General features: G+C 63.3%; 10 protein-coding genes. 3 read left to right on the top strand and 7 right to left on the bottom strand.

Going from position 1 to position 17,061, the window contains the following annotated elements:
• Positions 1–249: 249 nt before the first annotated feature.
• On the bottom strand, positions 250–714 hold the full coding sequence (dut, locus tag NY78_RS13200; protein ID WP_043636736.1) for a dUTP diphosphatase: 465 nt from the start codon (positions 712–714) through the stop codon (positions 250–252).
• A 227-nt stretch (positions 715–941) separates the two neighbouring features.
• Between dut and glgP the strand changes: the two genes are divergently transcribed.
• Positions 942–3,512 carry an alpha-glucan family phosphorylase gene (glgP, locus tag NY78_RS13195; RefSeq protein ID WP_043636734.1) on the top strand — a complete coding sequence of 857 codons (2,571 nt, stop codon included), beginning with the start codon at positions 942–944 and terminating at the stop codon, positions 3,510–3,512.
• A 675-nt stretch (positions 3,513–4,187) separates the two neighbouring features.
• The gene (locus tag NY78_RS13190; RefSeq protein WP_331428926.1) at positions 4,188–6,371 is read left to right on the top strand and encodes a HAMP domain-containing methyl-accepting chemotaxis protein; all 2,184 of its coding nucleotides are present in this window, start codon (positions 4,188–4,190) and stop codon (positions 6,369–6,371) included.
• Positions 6,372–6,593: 222 nt separating this feature from the next.
• Here the strand turns inward: NY78_RS13190 and NY78_RS23735 are convergent, their stop codons facing one another.
• From NY78_RS23735 to NY78_RS13180, 3 genes are all read right to left on the bottom strand, one after another.
• Positions 6,594–6,935: a hypothetical protein gene (locus NY78_RS23735; protein WP_082140005.1), complete on the bottom strand. Its 342-nt coding sequence runs from the start codon at positions 6,933–6,935 to the stop codon at positions 6,594–6,596.
• Between the two features lie 141 nt (positions 6,936–7,076).
• Entirely contained in the window at positions 7,077–9,746 is a 2,670-nt protein-coding gene (locus NY78_RS13185) for a valine--tRNA ligase (RefSeq protein WP_043636727.1), read from the bottom strand.
• Between the two features lie 106 nt (positions 9,747–9,852).
• The gene (locus NY78_RS13180) at positions 9,853–12,849 is read right to left on the bottom strand and encodes a chemotaxis protein CheB (protein ID WP_053062205.1); all 2,997 of its coding nucleotides are present in this window, start codon (positions 12,847–12,849) and stop codon (positions 9,853–9,855) included.
• 345 nt (positions 12,850–13,194) lie between these two features.
• On the opposite strand from NY78_RS13180, the gene NY78_RS13170 reads away from it, so the two are divergent.
• A complete protein-coding gene (locus tag NY78_RS13170; RefSeq protein ID WP_043636853.1) occupies positions 13,195–14,454 on the top strand; it encodes a hypothetical protein in 1,260 nt (419 codons plus the stop codon).
• A gap of 222 nt (positions 14,455–14,676) precedes the next feature.
• Here the strand turns inward: NY78_RS13170 and NY78_RS13165 are convergent, their stop codons facing one another.
• The 3 genes from NY78_RS13165 to NY78_RS13155 form a co-directional block, all read right to left on the bottom strand.
• Positions 14,677–15,204, bottom strand: a complete 528-nt coding sequence (locus tag NY78_RS13165) for a cyclic nucleotide-binding domain-containing protein (RefSeq protein ID WP_043636723.1) — start codon at positions 15,202–15,204, stop codon at positions 14,677–14,679.
• Positions 15,201–16,424 (bottom strand): potassium channel family protein, encoded by a 1,224-nt coding sequence (locus NY78_RS13160; protein WP_082140003.1) that lies wholly within the window; start codon positions 16,422–16,424, stop codon positions 15,201–15,203. Before NY78_RS13160 ends, NY78_RS13165 begins: the two co-directional genes overlap by 4 nt.
• Before the next feature lie 201 nt (positions 16,425–16,625).
• Positions 16,626–16,955, bottom strand: a complete 330-nt coding sequence (locus NY78_RS13155) for an HdeA/HdeB family chaperone (RefSeq protein ID WP_043636722.1) — start codon at positions 16,953–16,955, stop codon at positions 16,626–16,628.
• Between the last annotated feature and the right edge of the window lie 106 nt (positions 16,956–17,061).

Here is a 17,061-nt window from a genome sequence, read left to right as displayed (position 1 = left end):
TCCTCCCCCAGACCCCCACCTTCCCCAAAAACTTTTAACGGGGTGGGGTGCCCCGTAGCAACGCCCTGGTTCGTCCGCAGGACAACATGCTTATTCGCCCGAAGGGCGAGGCCCTTGTGGGCTTGGGATTCCGGCTGGGGCGGTTGTCGCCCTGCGACAGCCGCCCCAGCCGGAATCCCAAGCCCACTATTGAGGGGTCCGGGGGGATGATCCCCCCGGCCGCCGGAGGCATCTTCTCTTCCTCTTGCCCTACACTTTCCCGGTATGCCCGAAGCCGCCCTCGCCGCGGCTGGTGTCGTCGAGGTCGTCGACGGGGGTGACGATGGGCCGCACGATGGGGGCCAGGACGAGTTGGGCGATGCGTTCGTGGCGGCTTACGGTGCGGGGTTCGGCGGAGGTGTTGAGCAGCCAGACGATGATTTCGCCCCGGTAGTCGGGGTCGATGACGCCGACGCCCTGGGCCACGGTGAGGCCGTGTTTGGCTCCCAGGCCCGAGCGCGAGTAGATGAAGCCGGCGACGCCGGGGGTCTGGACGGCGATGGCGATGCCGGTGGGGACCGGGGCGCGTTCGCCCGGGCCGATGGTCAGGGACTCGGTTTCGAGGTCGGCGCGAAGGTCCAGTCCGGCCGAGCCGGGGGTGGCCACGGCGGGCGGGTTGTTGCGGCTGGATTCCCGCAGAAATTTGATATGAAGGACGGTTGTTTGGCCGGACACGGGCACACCTCCGCGAAGTGAAATCAGGGGGGTAAAAGTACCTCTTTGAGTGGATTTGTAAACGCTTTTTAATATGCTGAAATACAAGAATTTTTGTCGGTCTGGTGTCGTGGTGGCGACGTTTTTGGGCCGGCCTTGCCTTTTGCGAGGGCTTATGGATAGATGCTGGCGTGCAGTTGGCCGGATGGCAGGTGTTCCATCCTGGCCGGACTCAAAAAGGGGAACGTATGCAGCCGTTACGTGTCTATAGCGTCGTGCCGAAATTGCCGGAGAAGCTGAAACCGCTTTGGGATTTGGCCTACAACCTGCTTTTTTCCTGGAACGACGACATTGTGTCCTTGTTTGCCCAGGTGGATCGCCGGTTGTGGCGGGAGTGCTACGGGAACCCGGTGTGCTTCCTGAACCGCCTGCCCCAGAAGACCCTGGAAACCCTGGCCGAGGACGAATTTTTCGTCGAGCGGCTGGCCGATCTGCGCCAGAACCTGACCACCTACCTGTCGCGCAAGACCGCCTCGATTCCCTTCCCCGATCGCGACGGCACGCCGGTGGTGGCCTATTTCAGCCTGGAATACGGCATAAGCCAGAGCCTGCCCATCTACTCCGGCGGCCTTGGCATCCTGGCCGGCGACCATCTCAAATCGGCCAGCGACCTGTGCGTGCCGCTGGTTGGCATCGGCCTGTGCTACCAGCAGGGCTTTTTCCGCCAGTACCTCACCCCGGACGGCTGGCAGCAGGAACGCTACCCCATTTACGATTTCGAGCAGATGCCGCTGACCTTGTGCAAGGGGGCCGACGGGGAACGGATTCTCGTGACGGTCGATCTCAAGGGCGAGCGCGTCACGGCCCAGATCTGGAAGGCGCAGGTCGGCCGGGTGTCGCTGTATCTCATGGACACCAACGTGCCGGAAAACCAGCCGGCCACACGGCAGCTCACCAACCGCCTGTACGGCGGCGATCTGGAGACGCGGGTACGCCAGGAATACCTGCTCGGCATCGGCGGCGTCCGGGCCTTGGAGGCCCTGGGCTTAAAGCCCAAGGTCATCCACATGAACGAGGGCCATTCGGCCTTTGCCGGGTTGGAGCGCATCGCCAATTTCATGGACAAGCATCAGCTGTCCTTTGAGGCGGCCATGGAGCTGGTGGCCTCCAGTTCCGTGTTTACCACGCACACGCCGGTGCCGGCCGGCAACGACCGCTTCCCGCCGGAGCTCATTCAGGCCTATTTCGAGGACTATGCCAAGCGGCTCGGGCTGGCCTTCAAGGTGCTCCTCGCCCTTGGCCGCGAGGACCCGCGCAACGACACCGAACATTTCTGCATGACGGTGTTGGCGCTCAAGCTGTCGCGGTTCAACAACGGCGTGTCCCAGCTCCACGGCGTGGTGTCGCGCAAGATGTGGAACCGGGTCTGGACCCAGTATCCCGTGGAAGACGTGCCTATCGGGGCCATCACCAACGGCGTGCATGTGCCGACCTGGGTGGCCCAGGATCTGGCCGCGCTCTATGACCGCTATCTCGGGGCCAACTGGCGTGAGGACCCGGACACCAGCCGCGTCTTTTCCCAGGCCCATCTGATTTCCGACGCCGAGCTGTGGCGCACCCATGAACGTCTGCGCGAACGGCTGGTCGGCTATGTGCGCGAGCGGCTGCGCGACCAGTTGCTGGCTCGCGGCGCCAAGAGCATCGAACTGCAAAACGCCGAGGAAGTGCTTGATCCCCAGGCGCTCACCATCGGGTTTGCCCGGCGCTTTGCCACCTACAAGCGGGCCAACATGCTGCTCCAGGACAAGGAGCGCCTGATCCGCATCATTTCCAACGCCGACCGGCCCGTGCAGTTCGTCTTTGCCGGCAAGGCCCATCCCCACGACAACGAGGGCAAGCGCCTGATCCAGGATCTGGTGCAGTTGTGCGGCACGGCCCCGTGCCGCTACAATATGGTTTTTCTCGAAGACTACGACATGGAGATCGCCAGCTACCTGGTCCAGGGCGTGGACGTGTGGCTCAATACGCCCCGCCGGCCCCTTGAGGCCTGCGGCACCAGCGGCATGAAGGCCATGTGCAACGGCGTGCTCAACTTCTCCACCCTGGACGGCTGGTGGGCCGAGGCCTGGAAGCCCGACAACAGCGTGGGTTGGGCCATTGGCATGGGCGAGGAATACGAGGACGCCGGGTATCAGGATTTTGTGGAGAGCCAGACGCTTTATAACATTCTGGAAAATGAGATCATCCCGACCTTTTACGAGCGGGGCCACGGCAATTTGCCGCGCAACTGGATTCGCAAGATGAAGGATTCCATTTGCCAGCTGACCCCGGTCTACAACTCCCACCGCATGGTGGAAGACTATGCCCGCATCGCCTACGGGCCGGCGCTGGAAAACTACAACCGCCTGACCCGCGAGGAATGTGCCGCGGCCAAGGATCTGGCCTCCTGGCGCATGGACATGATGACCAAGTGGGGCAACCTGGACATCCGCAACATCCGGGCCGGCGACCCTGAGGTGCTGCATGTGGGCGAATCCGTGCGCGTCACGACGGAAGTGCAGTTAAACGGCATCCGCCCCCAGGACGTGGAAGTGCAGATTTACGCCGGCCGGCTGGACTACGAAGGCAAGTTTGCCCAGCGCGAGACCGTGGCCATGCGTCCGGTGGAAACCACCGCCGACGGCTGGCACCTCTACATGGGCGAGATGCGGCCGGCCGAGGCCGGCCGGTTCGGGTTTACCGTGCGCATCCTGCCGCACCATCCGCTGCTGCTTGATTCCCACAGCCTGGGGCTGATCCGCTGGGCGCAAAACGTGTAGGCGACGCTTCGGGAGAGTGCCGGGGAGTGGTTGTCTCCCCACAGAGACGCAACGCGCGGGCTTCCTTGGCCGGGAGGTCCGCGCTTTGCATTTTCAGTGCAGGAGTGGCGGCGGCAACGCGAGGTCGGTCAACGGCACGCTTGTGTTGCTCTGCCTCTGGCAGACTGGCCAATCCTCGCGGCCTGCGCGTCTGTCCGCACTCGGGCCGCAGTGTCCCCTCCGTGCGCCGTCCGGGCGAGACGGCCGTCCGTCAGACCCCAGGCTGCAGGGAAGGCCCTGTCGCCTCTACGTCTTCTTGTATATCCCGAAGCAGTGACCAGAATTCGTGCGGATTTTTGTCTTGCTAATAGGAATTTTTTTGGTGTAGATTCTGAACATAGGAATACGATAGGCTGTATCGAGTCAGTAAAAAGGGAAAAAGGTGGTAGTGACGTCATTTGGGGTGAAGGTATGGACAGGATGCCCTCAAAAATAATTTTAAAAAATGGTTGTTACTGTACGATTCTTTTGCAAGAAAGAATTTTTTATATTTATCTGCACATTTTTTAAGTATCATTCTTAATAGATCGTTGGCATATAGATATTGAGTTTAAGTAGTTCATTTTCTGTCCGATAATCTCTGTGTAGGAGTTGGCAGTAATTGCCAGTTGGAATTTAGTATATAGAAATTGCCGAATGAGGATGCATATGAAAAATTGGAAGCTTGGAGCGAAAATTGGTGCTGGTTTTGGCTGTCTTATCTTTATCGCCATGGCGCTAGGATTGATGGGCGTGTTGTACATGCAGCATGTAGAGTCTTCTTCTGCCACGCTTGCCAAACAATATATGCCTGAAACTGACATTGCGAATGCAATTGAACGTTCTTCCTTGAAAACCATGTTTGCCATGCGCGGCTATTCCATGAGCCTGGAACAGCGCTACCGCGACCAGGCCAAGACCGAAATTGAGCATGCGCGCCAAGCCCTGGATCAGGCCCAGGCGCTTTCCGTCAAATATCCCGGCCTGACCCGGCTCAAAACTGACCTGCCCAAAATCAGGGAAGCCGCCACCACGTATTTCGCCCTGGCCGACGAGACGGAAAAGAATATCCATGTCCTGGGCGAAGCCCGCAAGGCCATGGATGTCGCCGCTGTCGAATTCGTGGAGAGCGCCACGCAGCTTACCAACAGCCAGAAAAAGCAATTTGAAGATGATATTAACGCCGAAGCCAGTCATGCGGCCTTGTTGGAACGGCTCGCCAAACTGTCCGCCATCGATGACTTAATGGATTTGGGTTCTGAGATCCGGGTGCTCAATTTCAAAGCCCAGGCCACGGGTGACCATGCCTTGCGCCAGAAAGCCCTCGGCCTGTTCGCCAAGGCCGACCCCATCCTCAAGCAACTGGATGCCGTCACAACCAAAGCGGCCAACAAGAAGGAACTGGAGGACGTGCGCCATGCCTTGGCCCAGTACAAGGCGGCCATGACCGCTTTTGACCAAGCCATGATCGCTCTCACCGAACTTGACGGCAAGCGGAATAAGACTGCGGACAGCGTCCTGGCCGGAGCGGGGGAAATGGCTGCCGCCGGCATGGCGCACACGAAGGAATTGTCCCAGGAGGCCGTTGAGAGCCTTGGCACCGCCTCCATGGTCATGCTGGGCGGCCTGGCCGCGGCCTTGGTCCTGTGCATTGCCGTGGCCGTCTCCCTGACCCGGGCCATCACCCGGCCGGTCCATGCGAGCATGGATTTTGCCGACAAGGTGGCCGGCGGCAACCTCGACGGCGAACTGGCCGTGCACCAGGGAGACGAGATCGGTAGATTGGCCGACAGCCTGCGCGCCATGGTCAACAATCTCAAGGCGCGTATCCAGGAGGCCAACGAGCGGTCCGCCGAGGCGGCCGCCGAAGCCGAGAAAGCCCAACAAGCCATGGCCCAGGCCGAAGAGGCCCAGCGCGAGGCCCTGGCCCAGCGCGACGCCATGATGACCGCCGCCGGCACGCTCCAGGAAGTGGCCCAGGCCACGGCCTCGGCCACGGAAGAGTTGTCGGCCCAGATTGAACAGGCCAGCCAGGGGGCAGGCGTGCAGTCCCAGCGGGCAGCGGAAACCGCCACGGCCATGGAGGAGATGAACTCCACGGTCATGGAAGTGGCCCGAAACGCCAGTATGGCCGCCGGCACGGCCGATCAGGCCAAGGCCAAGGCGGTCACCGGGAAATCCGTCGTGAATGATGTCGTCAGCGGCATTGCCCAGGTGCAGGCCCATGCCCAGGAGTTGCAGCGCGACATGAAGCAGCTTGGCGAGCGGGCCAAGGGGATCGGGGCCATCATGGGAGTCATTTCCGATATTGCCGACCAGACCAATCTGCTGGCCTTAAACGCCGCCATTGAGGCCGCCCGGGCCGGCGAGGCCGGACGCGGCTTTGCCGTCGTGGCCGATGAGGTCCGCAAGCTGGCCGAAAAGACCATGAGCGCCACCCGCGAGGTCGGTGAAGCAATCGTCGGGATTCAGCAGGGGACCACGGACAACGTGCAAAACGTCCGCAAGACCGTGGACGTCATTGAGCAGACCACCCGATTGGCCGGCGAGTCCGGCGACGCGCTCAATGAGATCGTCACCCTGGCCGACACGGTGGCCAGCCAGATTCAGTCCATTGCCACGGCTTCCGAGCAGCAGTCGGCCACCAGCGAAGAGATCAACCGCAGCATCGAGGAGATCAACCGCATCTCCATGGAATCCTCGGACGGCATGCGCCAATCGGCCCAGGCTGTCACCGAAGTGGCCTCCCAGTCCGGCGTGCTGACCCAGCTCATCGGCGAAATGCGCGGCGAAAAGACGGCAGCCCCCGCCCGGGGCCGCAAGCGCGCCCTCTCGGCCTGATTTTTTCAATGGTGCGGGTGGAAGATCTGCAACGGGTGGAAGACCTGCAAGATGACGAGCAAAAAGGGCGGTTCCGCGAGGAACCGCCTTTTTTACTGGTGTGGGCGGGGGGTATTTGGAGCGACGCGGCGAGGTCATCGGCGGTATGGACATGCTGATCGCTGCCGCGAGTTTACGCGGGTTTCAGGGCTTCGGTGCGAGAATTGGGTGGAGTGAGGGAGCTCAAAGCGTTTCGAAGAAAGCTCTGATGCCCGTTGCACTATCTTGGTTGTTGAATGATTTTAAAACATCACCTTGTGTTGAATTTAAACGCATTTCAATGGATTTAGTGTCGTGATTATACGAGAATGCATACTTCTTGCCTTGAATGTACACCCATAAGACATTTGTTGTTTGGTTTTCTCTTGTCATGACGGTGATTGGACTTTGGTCTTTTTTCCAGAGCAAAGCTCCAATCAGCGTTAAGACAACCTCGTTGACATTGTTTGCATGATGGTCTGCACGTTTCATGACACCAGTTAAATACATCTTCAGATCGTTGACTTCGTTTACCGTCGCGGGCATGGGAAACCTCAACTGTTGCAATGTATTAATTTATACTTGTTCATATGTCGACGCCTGCTGAAAATGCAAGCCTTTTCGTAAAAATAAGGGCGGCCCCGCGCGGGACCGCCCTTGCTTTTTACCCAATGGAAGCTTCCGGCCCTATTCTTCGGCCATCAGCTTCTTGATGCGGTCCTTGAGTTCGCGCAGGCGGGCCAGCCGTTCGCCGAGCGCCCCCTGCTTCTCCTGCTCCTTGGCCACTACTTCGGCCGGGGCGCGGGAGACGAAATCGTCGTTGCCGAGCTTTTTTTCCACCACGGTCAGTTCCTTGACCGTCTTCACTTCTTCCTTGGACAGGCGCAGATATTCCACGTCGAAGTCCACGGCGCCGGACAGCGGCACATACAGCGCGCAGGCGCCGGCAGCGGCCGAGGCCGAGGCCTTGGGAGCCGCCACGTCCAGACCGGCCTGGAAGGTTTCGAGCTTGGCCAGGAAGCTGATCATGGCCGCGTTTTCGGTCAGCGAGGCGGCCTGGGCCGCAGACTCGGTGTGGACCAGGGCGGTCAGCTTCACGCCCGGGTTGATATTGAGCTCGGCCCGGATGTTGCGCACGCCGACCACGATGGAGCGCAACAGTTCCATGTCCGATTCGGCGGCGTCGCTTATAAGTTCGGGGCGCAGCGGCGGGAAGAGCACCTTGGCCAGATTCGGCTCGGTCACGCCCGGCAGCTTGCTCCAGATTTCCTGGGTGACGAAGGGGATGATCGGATGCATGAGGGTCATCACTTCGGACAGGACGGTCAAGAGCACCCGCTTGGCCGCGCCCTTTTTCACCTCGTCGTCGCCGCCGAGGTCCACCTTGGCCATTTCCAGGTACCAGTCGCAAAATTCCCGCCAGAAGAAGCCGTAGAGCTCCTGGGCGGCCTCGTTGAACTGGTAGCCCTCAATGGCCCCGGAAACGGTGATCTTGAGCCGCTCCAGGCGCGAGAGGATCATGGCGTGGCACAGGCCGGCCTTGGCCGCCTCGGCCGGGGTGATGTCCGGCGCGCCTTCGCCCACGTGCATGAGGGCAAAGCGGGTGGCGTTCCAGAGCTTGTTGATGAAGTGGCGGTAGCCCTCGATGCGGTCTTCGGCCAGCTTGATGTCGCGGCCCATGGCGGCAAAGGCGGCCAGGGTGAAACGCAGGGCGTCGGTGCCGTAGCGCTCCATCATGGCCAGCGGGTCGATGCCGTTGCCCAGGGATTTGCTCATCTTGCGGCCCTCGGCGTCGCGCACCAGGGCATGGATGTAGACATGCTTGAAGGGCACTTCGCCCATGAAATGCAGGCCCATCATCATCATGCGGGCCACCCAGAAAAAGAGGATGTCAAAGGCGGTGCTGAGCACCGAAGTGGGGTAGAAGGTCCTCAGTTCCTTGGTGTTGTCGGGCCAGCCAAAGGTCGAGAAGGGCCATAGGGCCGAGGAGAACCAGGTGTCGAGGACGTCGGGATCCTGGGTTAAAAGCGAGCCGCCGCAGGCCGGGCAGACCGTCGGGGTTTCGCGCGAGACAATCAGTTCGCCGCAGGCGTCGCAGGTCCAGGCCGGGATGCGGTGTCCCCACCAGATCTGCCGGGACACGCACCAGTCGCGGATGTTGTCCAGCCAGTCGTAATAGGTCTTGGTCCACTGGTCCGGCAGGATGGCGGTGCGGCCGTCTTCCACCGCCGCCCGGGCCGCCGTGGCCAGGGGCTTGGTTTTGACGAACCACTGCTTGGAGACAAACGGCTCGATGATCGTGCGGCAGCGGTAGCACTCGCCCACGTTGTGCTCGTAGTCGCGGATGTCGTCGAGGAGCTTTAATTCCTTGAGGTCCTCGACCACGGCCTTGCGGGCCACGGTGCGGTCCATGCCGCGATATTTTTCCGGGGCGTTGTCGTTGATGCGCCCGGCCTCGTCCTGGACGGCAATGGCCTCCAGGCCGTGTTTGCGGCCAAGCTCGAAGTCGTTCATGTCGTGGGCCGGGGTGACCTTGAGGCAGCCGGTGCCGAATTCGCGTTCGACATAGGCGTCGGCAATGATCGGGATGCGCCGGCCAACCAGGGGCAGGATGGCGAACTTGCCGACCACGTGGGTGTAGCGTTCGTCTTCGGGATGCACGGCCACGGCCGTGTCGCCAAGAAGCGTTTCGGGCCTTGTGGTGGCCACGGTGACGAATTCGTCCGTGCCCTCGACCGGGTAGCGGATGTGGTAGAGCTTGCCGATGTGCGGGGCGTATTCCACTTCCAGGTCGGCCAGGGCGGTGTGGCAGCGCGGGCACCAGTTGATGATGTAGTCGCCCTGATAGATCAGGCCCTCTTCATAGAGGCGCACGAACACTTCGCGCACGGCCTTGGACAGGCCCTCGTCCATGGTGAAGCGCTCGCGGCTCCAGTCGACCGATGCGCCAAGGCGGCGGATCTGGGTCAGAATCTTGTCGCCGTACTCCTCGCGCCATTTCCAGACGCGCTCGATGAAGGCTTCGCGGCCCAGGGCCTCGCGGGAGGAGCCTTCAGCGGCCAGGGAGCGTTCCACCACGTTCTGGGTGGCGATGCCGGCATGGTCCGTGCCCGGAATCCACAGCACCTTGCGGCCCTTCTGGCGGTGGTAGCGGCACAGGATGTCCTGGATGGTGATATTGAGGGCATGGCCCATGTGCAGGGCGCCGGTGACGTTGGGCGGCGGAATGACAATGGAATAGGGCTCACCCGGGCCGTCGGGGTCCGGGGTGAAAGTCTTTTCGTCCTGCCAGTAGGCAATCCACCGGGCCTCGACGTCGGCCGGCTCATATCCCTTGGAAAGGGCCTCGCTGGTCATTATGCGCTCCTTGGGGGTCTGCGGCGCGATACGCCGCCAAGCGGCCCTGGATACAAAAGATCGGCCCGGATGTCACGACCCGGAGCCAAGCCGGGCGTGGGGCGGCTTACAGGGCGTCGTCCGGAGTGGTTTCCCGGACCGTGACCGTGGCTCCGACCACCGTTCCGGCGGCCGAGACAACCGGGGTGACCGTGAGCCGGGCGGCGAAGGCGCTGCCGTCCCGGCGCTGCCGCCGGGCCGTATACGGAGGCACACGCTCGCCCCGGCCGGTGCGGGCCAGGGTATCGTGCACCTGGTCCCGGGCGTCCTCGGGCACGAGCATGCGCACATTGCGGCCGAGGGCCTCGGCTGGTTCGTAGCCGTACAGGGAAACGGCGGCCCGGTTCCAGCTGATAATGGTCCCGGCCAGATCGAGGCCGACCACGGCGTCGGGCGAGGAATCGACCACGGCGGCCAGGAAGTCGCAGCGCTGGTCAGCCTGGGTCCGGGCAGTCTGGCTTTCCTCCACGGCCAGGGAGAGCGTTCGGACTTTCTCTTCGGCCTGCTTGATGCCGGTGACGTCGACAAAGGTCAGAACCACGCCCTTTATGACGTTGTCCACCGTGACATAGGGCAGGATGCGCAAAAACAGCCGCCGGCCCCGGGCGCTGCCCACCTCGGCCTCGAAGGGCGTCAGGGTCTTGAGCACCCGGCCGGCTGCATCGACCAGCCCGTCAAAGTCGAAATTGAACGAGATATGGGAAAGCGGCCGGCCGACGTCGAAATCCATGAGGTTGATTTCCTCCTTGGCCGCAGTGGTGAACTTGCGCACGCACAGGTCGCGGTCGAGAAACAGCACGCCGATGTTGGTGGAGGAAAGCAGGTTGTTGACGTCGTTGTTGAGGTCGGTCAGCTCCTGAATTTTGTTTTGGTACTCGGCATTGACGGTGATGAGTTCTTCGTTGACGGACTGCAACTCCTCGTTGGTGGATTGCAGCTCTTCGTTGGCCGAGAGCAGTTCCTCGTTGGTCGCCTGGAGTTCCTCGTTGGTGGTTTCCACCTCTTCGATGGTGGCCTGCAGGTTTTCCTTATTGTATTGAAGCTCGTGCTCCAGATCGAGGATGCGCTGTCTGGCCTTGGCGTCGAGGTCGAAGTGTTCGGCCAAAGGCTCTGTCGCCGGAGCTTCGCCCTCCCGGAAGGTCAGGGCATAAAGCCGCGGGCCGGAACCGGGCGTGGCAAAGGGGCGGATGGACAGGTCCAGGCGCAGCGGCGTCCCGTCCTCTTCCAGGCGCACGTCTGTGTAGAGCACTTCGGTGTTTTCCCGGGAGACCTTGTTAAGGCCCGTCTCCACGGCAATGACCAGATCCTGGCGCAACAGCGCGGCCACATCAAGGCTGGTGCGGCCCGGGCGCAGTTTGAGATAGCGGTCCACCTCGCCCATGACGTGGACCACCTCGTGGTTTTCATCGACCACCACGGTTGGCGGCAGGTAGCGGGCCACCAGCTCGTCAAACAGGGCTTCCAGGGTCTGGCTTTCCAGGTCGTCGCGTCGGCGCAAGCCGGGCAGACGCGGTTTGCCGGGGATGCGCGGCTGGGGCGGGGTGATGGAGAACCCTTCGAGATCAAGAGGGATATGTTTGCCCTGGGAATGGTAGATTTTCCATTTGGGATCAGACAGGTTGAAGTAGTTGGCAAACCCGCCCACGGTCTCGGACGAACCGAGGAAGAGGAAGCCGTTTTCGTTTAAGGCGAAGTTGAAAAAGGCCATGACCTTTTGCTGCAGCACCGGCTGCAGGTAAATGAGCAGATTGCGGCAGCTTAGGAGATCGATCTTGTTGAAGGGCGGGTCCTTGATGATGTTGTGGGCCGCGAAGATGACCATTTCCCGGATGGGTTTGATGATCTGGTAGCCGTCGTCGCGGTGCATGAAAAATTTCTGCAGCCGTTCCCGGGAGACGTCGGTGGCGATATTTTCCGGGTAGAGGCCGTTGCTGGCAAATTCCAGGGCGTTTTTGTCGATGTCCGTGGCGAATATCTTGACGTCGCGGATTTCGCCTGCCGCCTCCATGTATTCCCGCATCAGGATGGCCAGGGAATAGGGTTCCTCGCCGGTGGAGCAGCCCGTGGTCCAGATGCGGATGGTGCTGCGCCGTTCCTTGAATATTTCGGGCAGCACCCGGGTGGTCAGGGCGGCAAAGGCTTCGGGGTCGCGGAAGAAGTTGGTCACGCCGATGAGCAGGTCGTTGTACAGGGCGGTTATTTCCTCGGGCGTCTGATTGAGGAAGGCCACATAGTCCGACAGGCCGGTGATGTGATTGATGCTGAGCCGGCGCTCCACCCGGCGCAGGACCGTGGACTGCTTGTACAGGGTGAAATCCACCCCGGTCTGCTGCTTGAGGGCCAGATAGATCTGGTTCAGGCGGTCGTCGTCCTCGCGCAGCCCGGTCTGGGCGCGCAGCGAGTCCTGGACCACGGGATGGCGCAGGTAGTTAAGCAGTTCCTCCGGCATCCTGGAGGGGGGCATGATGAAGTCGGCCAACCCGGTGGCGATGGCGTTTCGCGGCATTCCGTCGAACTTGGCCGAGTCCACGTCCTGGACCATGACCATGCCGCCTTCCTGCTTGATGGCCCGGATGCCCCGCGACCCGTCCGAGCCTGTGCCGGACAGGATGATGGCCACGGCCTTGTCGCCGGAGTTCTCGGCCAGGGAGTTGAAGAAGACGTCAATGGGATAGTTGGGCACGGGTCGGTCTTCCCGGGCAGCCAGATGCAGATGGCCGCTTGCCGCAGTCATGACGGCCTTGGGCGGGATCAGGTAAATGGTGTTCGGGACCAGCGGGACGTTTTCCTCGGCCTGGCAGACCCGCATGGGGGTATGCTTGGACAAGAGTTCCACCATGAGGCTTTTGTGGTCCGGGGAGAGGTGTTGGACCACCACGAAGCTGGCCCCGCAGTCGCCGGGCATGGCGGAAAAAAACTGTTCCAAGGCTTCGAACCCGCCGGCCGAGGCCCCGATGCCGATGATGAAATGGGGCGCGGGCTGCGCCTCGGCCGGCTCGGGAGCATCGTCCAAAGCCGGCTGCTGCGGGTTCCCGGCGGGAATATCGCTTTTATCGCTGGACATGGGGCACCTCGGCAGGCATTGGCCGCCTGCTCTGCAATGGATGGAGCGAAGCCAGTCCCAATCCGGGCTTCTCCTGACAGCCGAACAGTCGTTTTCCCTTGTCAGGGCCGACGGCTTTTCCAGGTCCGCAACCGACCGACTTGCCGGACAGCCCCCAAAAACCCTTGAAAAATTTCACCAGGCGCAGGGGTCCGGGGGGATCATCCCCCCGGCCGCCGGAGGCGTCTTTTGTCTTTCTCCCCGGCTGCCGGGCCTCTCCGCTTTTCAATGGCGCAAGTAAAACGCCGCCGCCTGGAATTCAAGGCGCTTCTTGCCGGGCGGCGGCTGTGCCTGTAGGAAATGGCCATGGCTGCGCCGTTTGCCGTGTTGTGGGACCATTCCCATTTGTGGGGGCTGCTTCTGTGCCGGGGGCTGGCCGCCTTGGGCGTGGACTTTGCCCCGGTGACCTGTGCGGCCGTGGCCGGGGGGGCGCTGGCCGGCGATCCGCCCCGGGCCTTGCTCGTCCCCGGCGGCTTTGCCCGGCGCAAGTTTGCCGCCCTGGGGCCGGCCGGCGTGGCCGCCATCCGTGGCTATGTGGCCGACGGCGGGACCTATTTCGGGGTGTGCGGCGGCTGCGGCCTGGCGCTCACCCATCCCGAGGGCCTGGCCCTTTGCTCCTGGACGCGCCGGCCCTTTGCCGACCGCCTGGAGCATCTGGTCAGCGGTCATGTCCGGCTGGCGGTGGCCGAAGAGACGCCGTTTTTCCCGGCGGCTGCGCCCCGCGAGGTCGAAGTCCCGGTGTGGTGGCCGGCGGGGTTCGTGCCGCCGCCAGGGGAGCAGAGGGCGGCTGGGGACGCGGTCTCGGTGGTGGCGGCCTATGCCGGGGCCGGGGCCGATCTGATGCTGGCCGACATTGCCCTGGGGGCCATGCCGCAGGGCTTGCTCGGGGCCTGCCAGGAGCGTTTCGGGCTGACGCTTACTCCGGAGTTCCTGGACGGCGGGGCCTGCGTCATTGCCGGCGCTTTCGGCCGGGGACGCTACGTCCTGTCGCATGCCCACCTGGAGACGCCGGATTCCCCCCGGGCCAATGCCTGGCTGGCCCATCTGCTGCGCCTGTTTGCCCCTGAAGCCGAGATTGCCGGGGAGGCGGTCCCGGCCTGGGACCCGGCCGGGGAGCCCGAGCGTTTTGCCGATCCGCATCTCGGGGCAGTGCGCCGCGACCTGGAATCGGTCATCAGCGCCGGCATCGATTCACGGCTTCTGCTCCAGCGCAATGCCTGGCTGCTGGGCTGGCGGCCGGGCATGCCCGGTTTTTCCCTGTCCAATCTGGCCGCCATGCTGGCCGGCGCGGCAGCGCTCCCCCCCACCGAGGCGGCCCTGGACTACTGGCGCCAGGCCGGACCGGAGTTCGCCCGCCTAGCCGATGGTTTCGCCCGCCGGCTGGAGACGTTTTTCCCGGCCCAGCGCCTGGAAATCACCCTGTCGCTGGTGGAGCGCCGGGTCGGGATCGAGCCGAATCTGGCGGCCGAGCGCCGCGAACTGTTTGGCGCGTCCCCGGGCGGCGGCGGGCTCTGCGGCCAGTTGGCCGAGCGCCTCGACGGCCTGCTGCTGCGCCTGCTGGCCTGAGCAGAAGGCAGAAGGCAGAAGAGGCCTCCGGCGGCCAAAGGGGCTGAGCCCCTTTGGAAACCCCACCTTGTCTGCGGTCCACGGTATTTCCTTCCCCGTATCCTTCCTGTTTGGGGAGCGCTTTTGTCCTCGGGCCACGCCCGAGGACAAAAGCGCTCCCCAGGCAGGGAGGGTCCGGGAGGGGGTTACCCCCTCCCGGCCGCCGGAGGCATCCATCCCCGCCTATTTGCGCTCCATGCCCCGGCGGCTTAAGACCAGGGCCAGGGCCGTGGTCAGCTTGACCAGCTCCACATTGTTTTTGCGCACAACGCCAGCCAGCCGTCTGGCCAGCACGGTCAGCAGCTTGACCCCGATGACCGGGTTTTCGGCCACGAAGGTGAAAAAACGGTCGCGGTCGATGCGCAGAAACCGGCAGTCGGTCAGGCAGGTGACCGTGGCCGAGCGGATGTCCCGGTCCAGGAGCGCCATCTCGCCGAAAAACGGGCTTTGGGCGTCGCCCAGCTCCACCAGGGTCTTCTCGGTACGCTCGGCGTCCAGGCCGGGGGCGGCAATGCCCTTGAGCATCATGGATTTGCTGACCCGCACCCGGCCGGCCACCAGCAAAAACATGTCGTCTCCCGGCTGGCCCTCGGCAATGACGGCCGTGCCGGCGGGCAGGCCAACCGACGTAAAGGCCGGGCCGATCAGGGCCAGTTCCTCCTGGGACAGGCCGGCAAAGAGTTCCGCCCGGGTCCAGGAATCCTTGTTCATGGCGCGCCTCCACCGGCGTCGTCGCTCGGGCTGGTCCCGGCCGGTTTGCCCCGATGGTCCTTGGCCGCAGCGGTCTCGCCGCCAAGGACGATACAGCCGTCAAAAGCGCTTAAATCCACCTCGTCGCCCGGATTGACCAGCACCACCGGCCCCTGGTTGCCGATGCGTCCTTCCTGGCCGTAGGCGGCGAACAGCTCCAGGATGAACTGGTCAAGGGCCGTGTCGGCATCGAGGAGTTCCTTGATGGTGATGTCGCGTTTGATGCGAAAGACGGCCACAGGCAGGCGGCGGCCGTCGGCCATGGACCGGGCCACCACCTGGGACCAGCGCAGGCCGCGCTCGTCATGGGACAGCGCCCTGGCCTGCATGGCCCGATGCCCGGGCGTGCCGAGGAGGCGTTCCATGAAATGCCACAGGGCCGGGTGTTCCCCCATCGTGCCAAGGGCCCGTTCGGTCAGATCGCCGCGAATAAGGGTTACATCCACCCCGGCCCGGGCCAGATGCTGGCGGTTGGTCTCAAGCAGCGCCTCGGCGTAGAGCTGGACCTTGGGGGCCAGCCCGCGAAAGGTCAGGGCGGCGAGCAGGGTCTGCTGATCGGCCTCTTCCGGGGCCAAGCCATCCTGGGACAGGATGTAGGCCGCTCGGGCCGTCGCCGGCGAGGCCCGGCCCAAAACGCCTTCCTGGGCCGGGTTGCCGCGGCAAAATTCCAGCCGGTTTTCCAGACCGATGTCGGCCGCGGCCTCGGCAAAGGCTTCGGGGGTGATCGGGGCCACGAGGACCACCACCGGCCCCCGGGTGGGCGGGGCGGCGGCGGCCAGGGCCTTGATGAGCCCGGCGGCGTGGCTGTTGTAGCCAAGGACGAGGCAGTGTCCGGAGGTTTTCACAGGCGCTAACCCCTGGCGTTTGCGGTTGCGGCGCTCGATGAGCGCCGAGGCCAGATTGCCGGTCAAGGCAGCCATGATGCCGATGCCTGCGCCCATCATGCCCATGCCGATGATGCGCCCCGGCACGGTGACCGGCACGATATCCCCGTAGCCGACGGTGGACAGGGTGACCATGGCCCACCACAGGGCGTCAAAAAGCGTCCGGCTGGGGTCGTGGCGCAGCTCGAAATAATAAAAACCCAGTGTGGCCAGCAGCAACATGACCGCCACCAGGGCGGTGGCCGTGGCCAGGGTGGAGGCCAAAAGGCGGCGCAGCAGGGAAGCCGGGGCGTTCACGGGCAGGTCTCCCGGGCCGGGGGCGTCGTGGGGCCGGACAGGCCCGCCCCCGGAGTCAAAACGGCGGCGGGGACGGCGGCGTCAGGAGCGGGCGATGCGCCCCGGGGCCGGGCCTGGGGCAAAGGCCATACGGAGTGGGAGCGCACGCAGTATCTCCAGGACATCATGGCGAACAGGCCGGCCTGACGCCATGGACGACCGCTAGTTGATGCCGACTTCCCTGGCCACGTCGAGTACCTTTTGGCCCGGTTTCTTGGCGCAGGCTTCCATGAGCGCGCCGGAGAAGGTTTCCAGGGTTTTCCAGTTGAGTTTGGTGTCGCCGGAGACGCCGCTTAAGTAGCCGTCCAGCCACATGAGGATGATGCCGGCGGAGTCTTCATCGGCGTCGGCAATTTCCATGACGAATTCCTTGCAGGTGACGGCGCCGAAATCGATGTTCTGGGGCTGCTGTTGTTTCTTGGCCAGGGCCGGGCCGGCCAGGGCCAGGGCCAGGACGGCGGTGCAGACAAAAGTGCGAAGCAGACAAGGCATGGCTTCTCCACAGGGCAAGGGTTTCCGTCGGCTGTTGGGCCAGGACGGGCCAGAGCCGGCAAAAGCCGGTCACGACGGCTTGAAGCTAGAGTATTTGTCGCTGTCG

This window comes from Desulfovibrio sp. TomC, assembly GCF_000801335.2.
Taxonomy (GTDB): domain Bacteria; phylum Desulfobacterota; class Desulfovibrionia; order Desulfovibrionales; family Desulfovibrionaceae; genus Solidesulfovibrio.
The sequence above is the reverse complement of the archived record's forward strand: the minus strand, read 5'-3'. Positions and strand labels throughout refer to the sequence as shown.

Bases quoted from the DNA above. Each gene is read 5' to 3' on its own strand.
- NY78_RS13170 (WP_043636853.1), top strand. From the start codon at position 13,195: ATGGCTGCGCCGTTTGCCGTGTTGTGGGACCATTCCCATTTGTGGGGG.
- NY78_RS13185 (WP_043636727.1), bottom strand. From the start codon at position 9,746: ATGACCAGCGAGGCCCTTTCCAAGGGATATGAGCCGGCCGACGTCGAG.
- NY78_RS13155 (WP_043636722.1), bottom strand. From the start codon at position 16,955: ATGCCTTGTCTGCTTCGCACTTTTGTCTGCACCGCCGTCCTGGCCCTG.
- glgP (WP_043636734.1), top strand. From the start codon at position 942: ATGCAGCCGTTACGTGTCTATAGCGTCGTGCCGAAATTGCCGGAGAAG.
- NY78_RS13190 (WP_331428926.1), top strand. From the start codon at position 4,188: ATGAGGATGCATATGAAAAATTGGAAGCTTGGAGCGAAAATTGGTGCT.
- NY78_RS13165 (WP_043636723.1), bottom strand. From the start codon at position 15,204: ATGAACAAGGATTCCTGGACCCGGGCGGAACTCTTTGCCGGCCTGTCC.
- NY78_RS23735 (WP_082140005.1), bottom strand. From the start codon at position 6,935: ATGCCCGCGACGGTAAACGAAGTCAACGATCTGAAGATGTATTTAACT.
- NY78_RS13180 (WP_053062205.1), bottom strand. From the start codon at position 12,849: ATGTCCAGCGATAAAAGCGATATTCCCGCCGGGAACCCGCAGCAGCCG.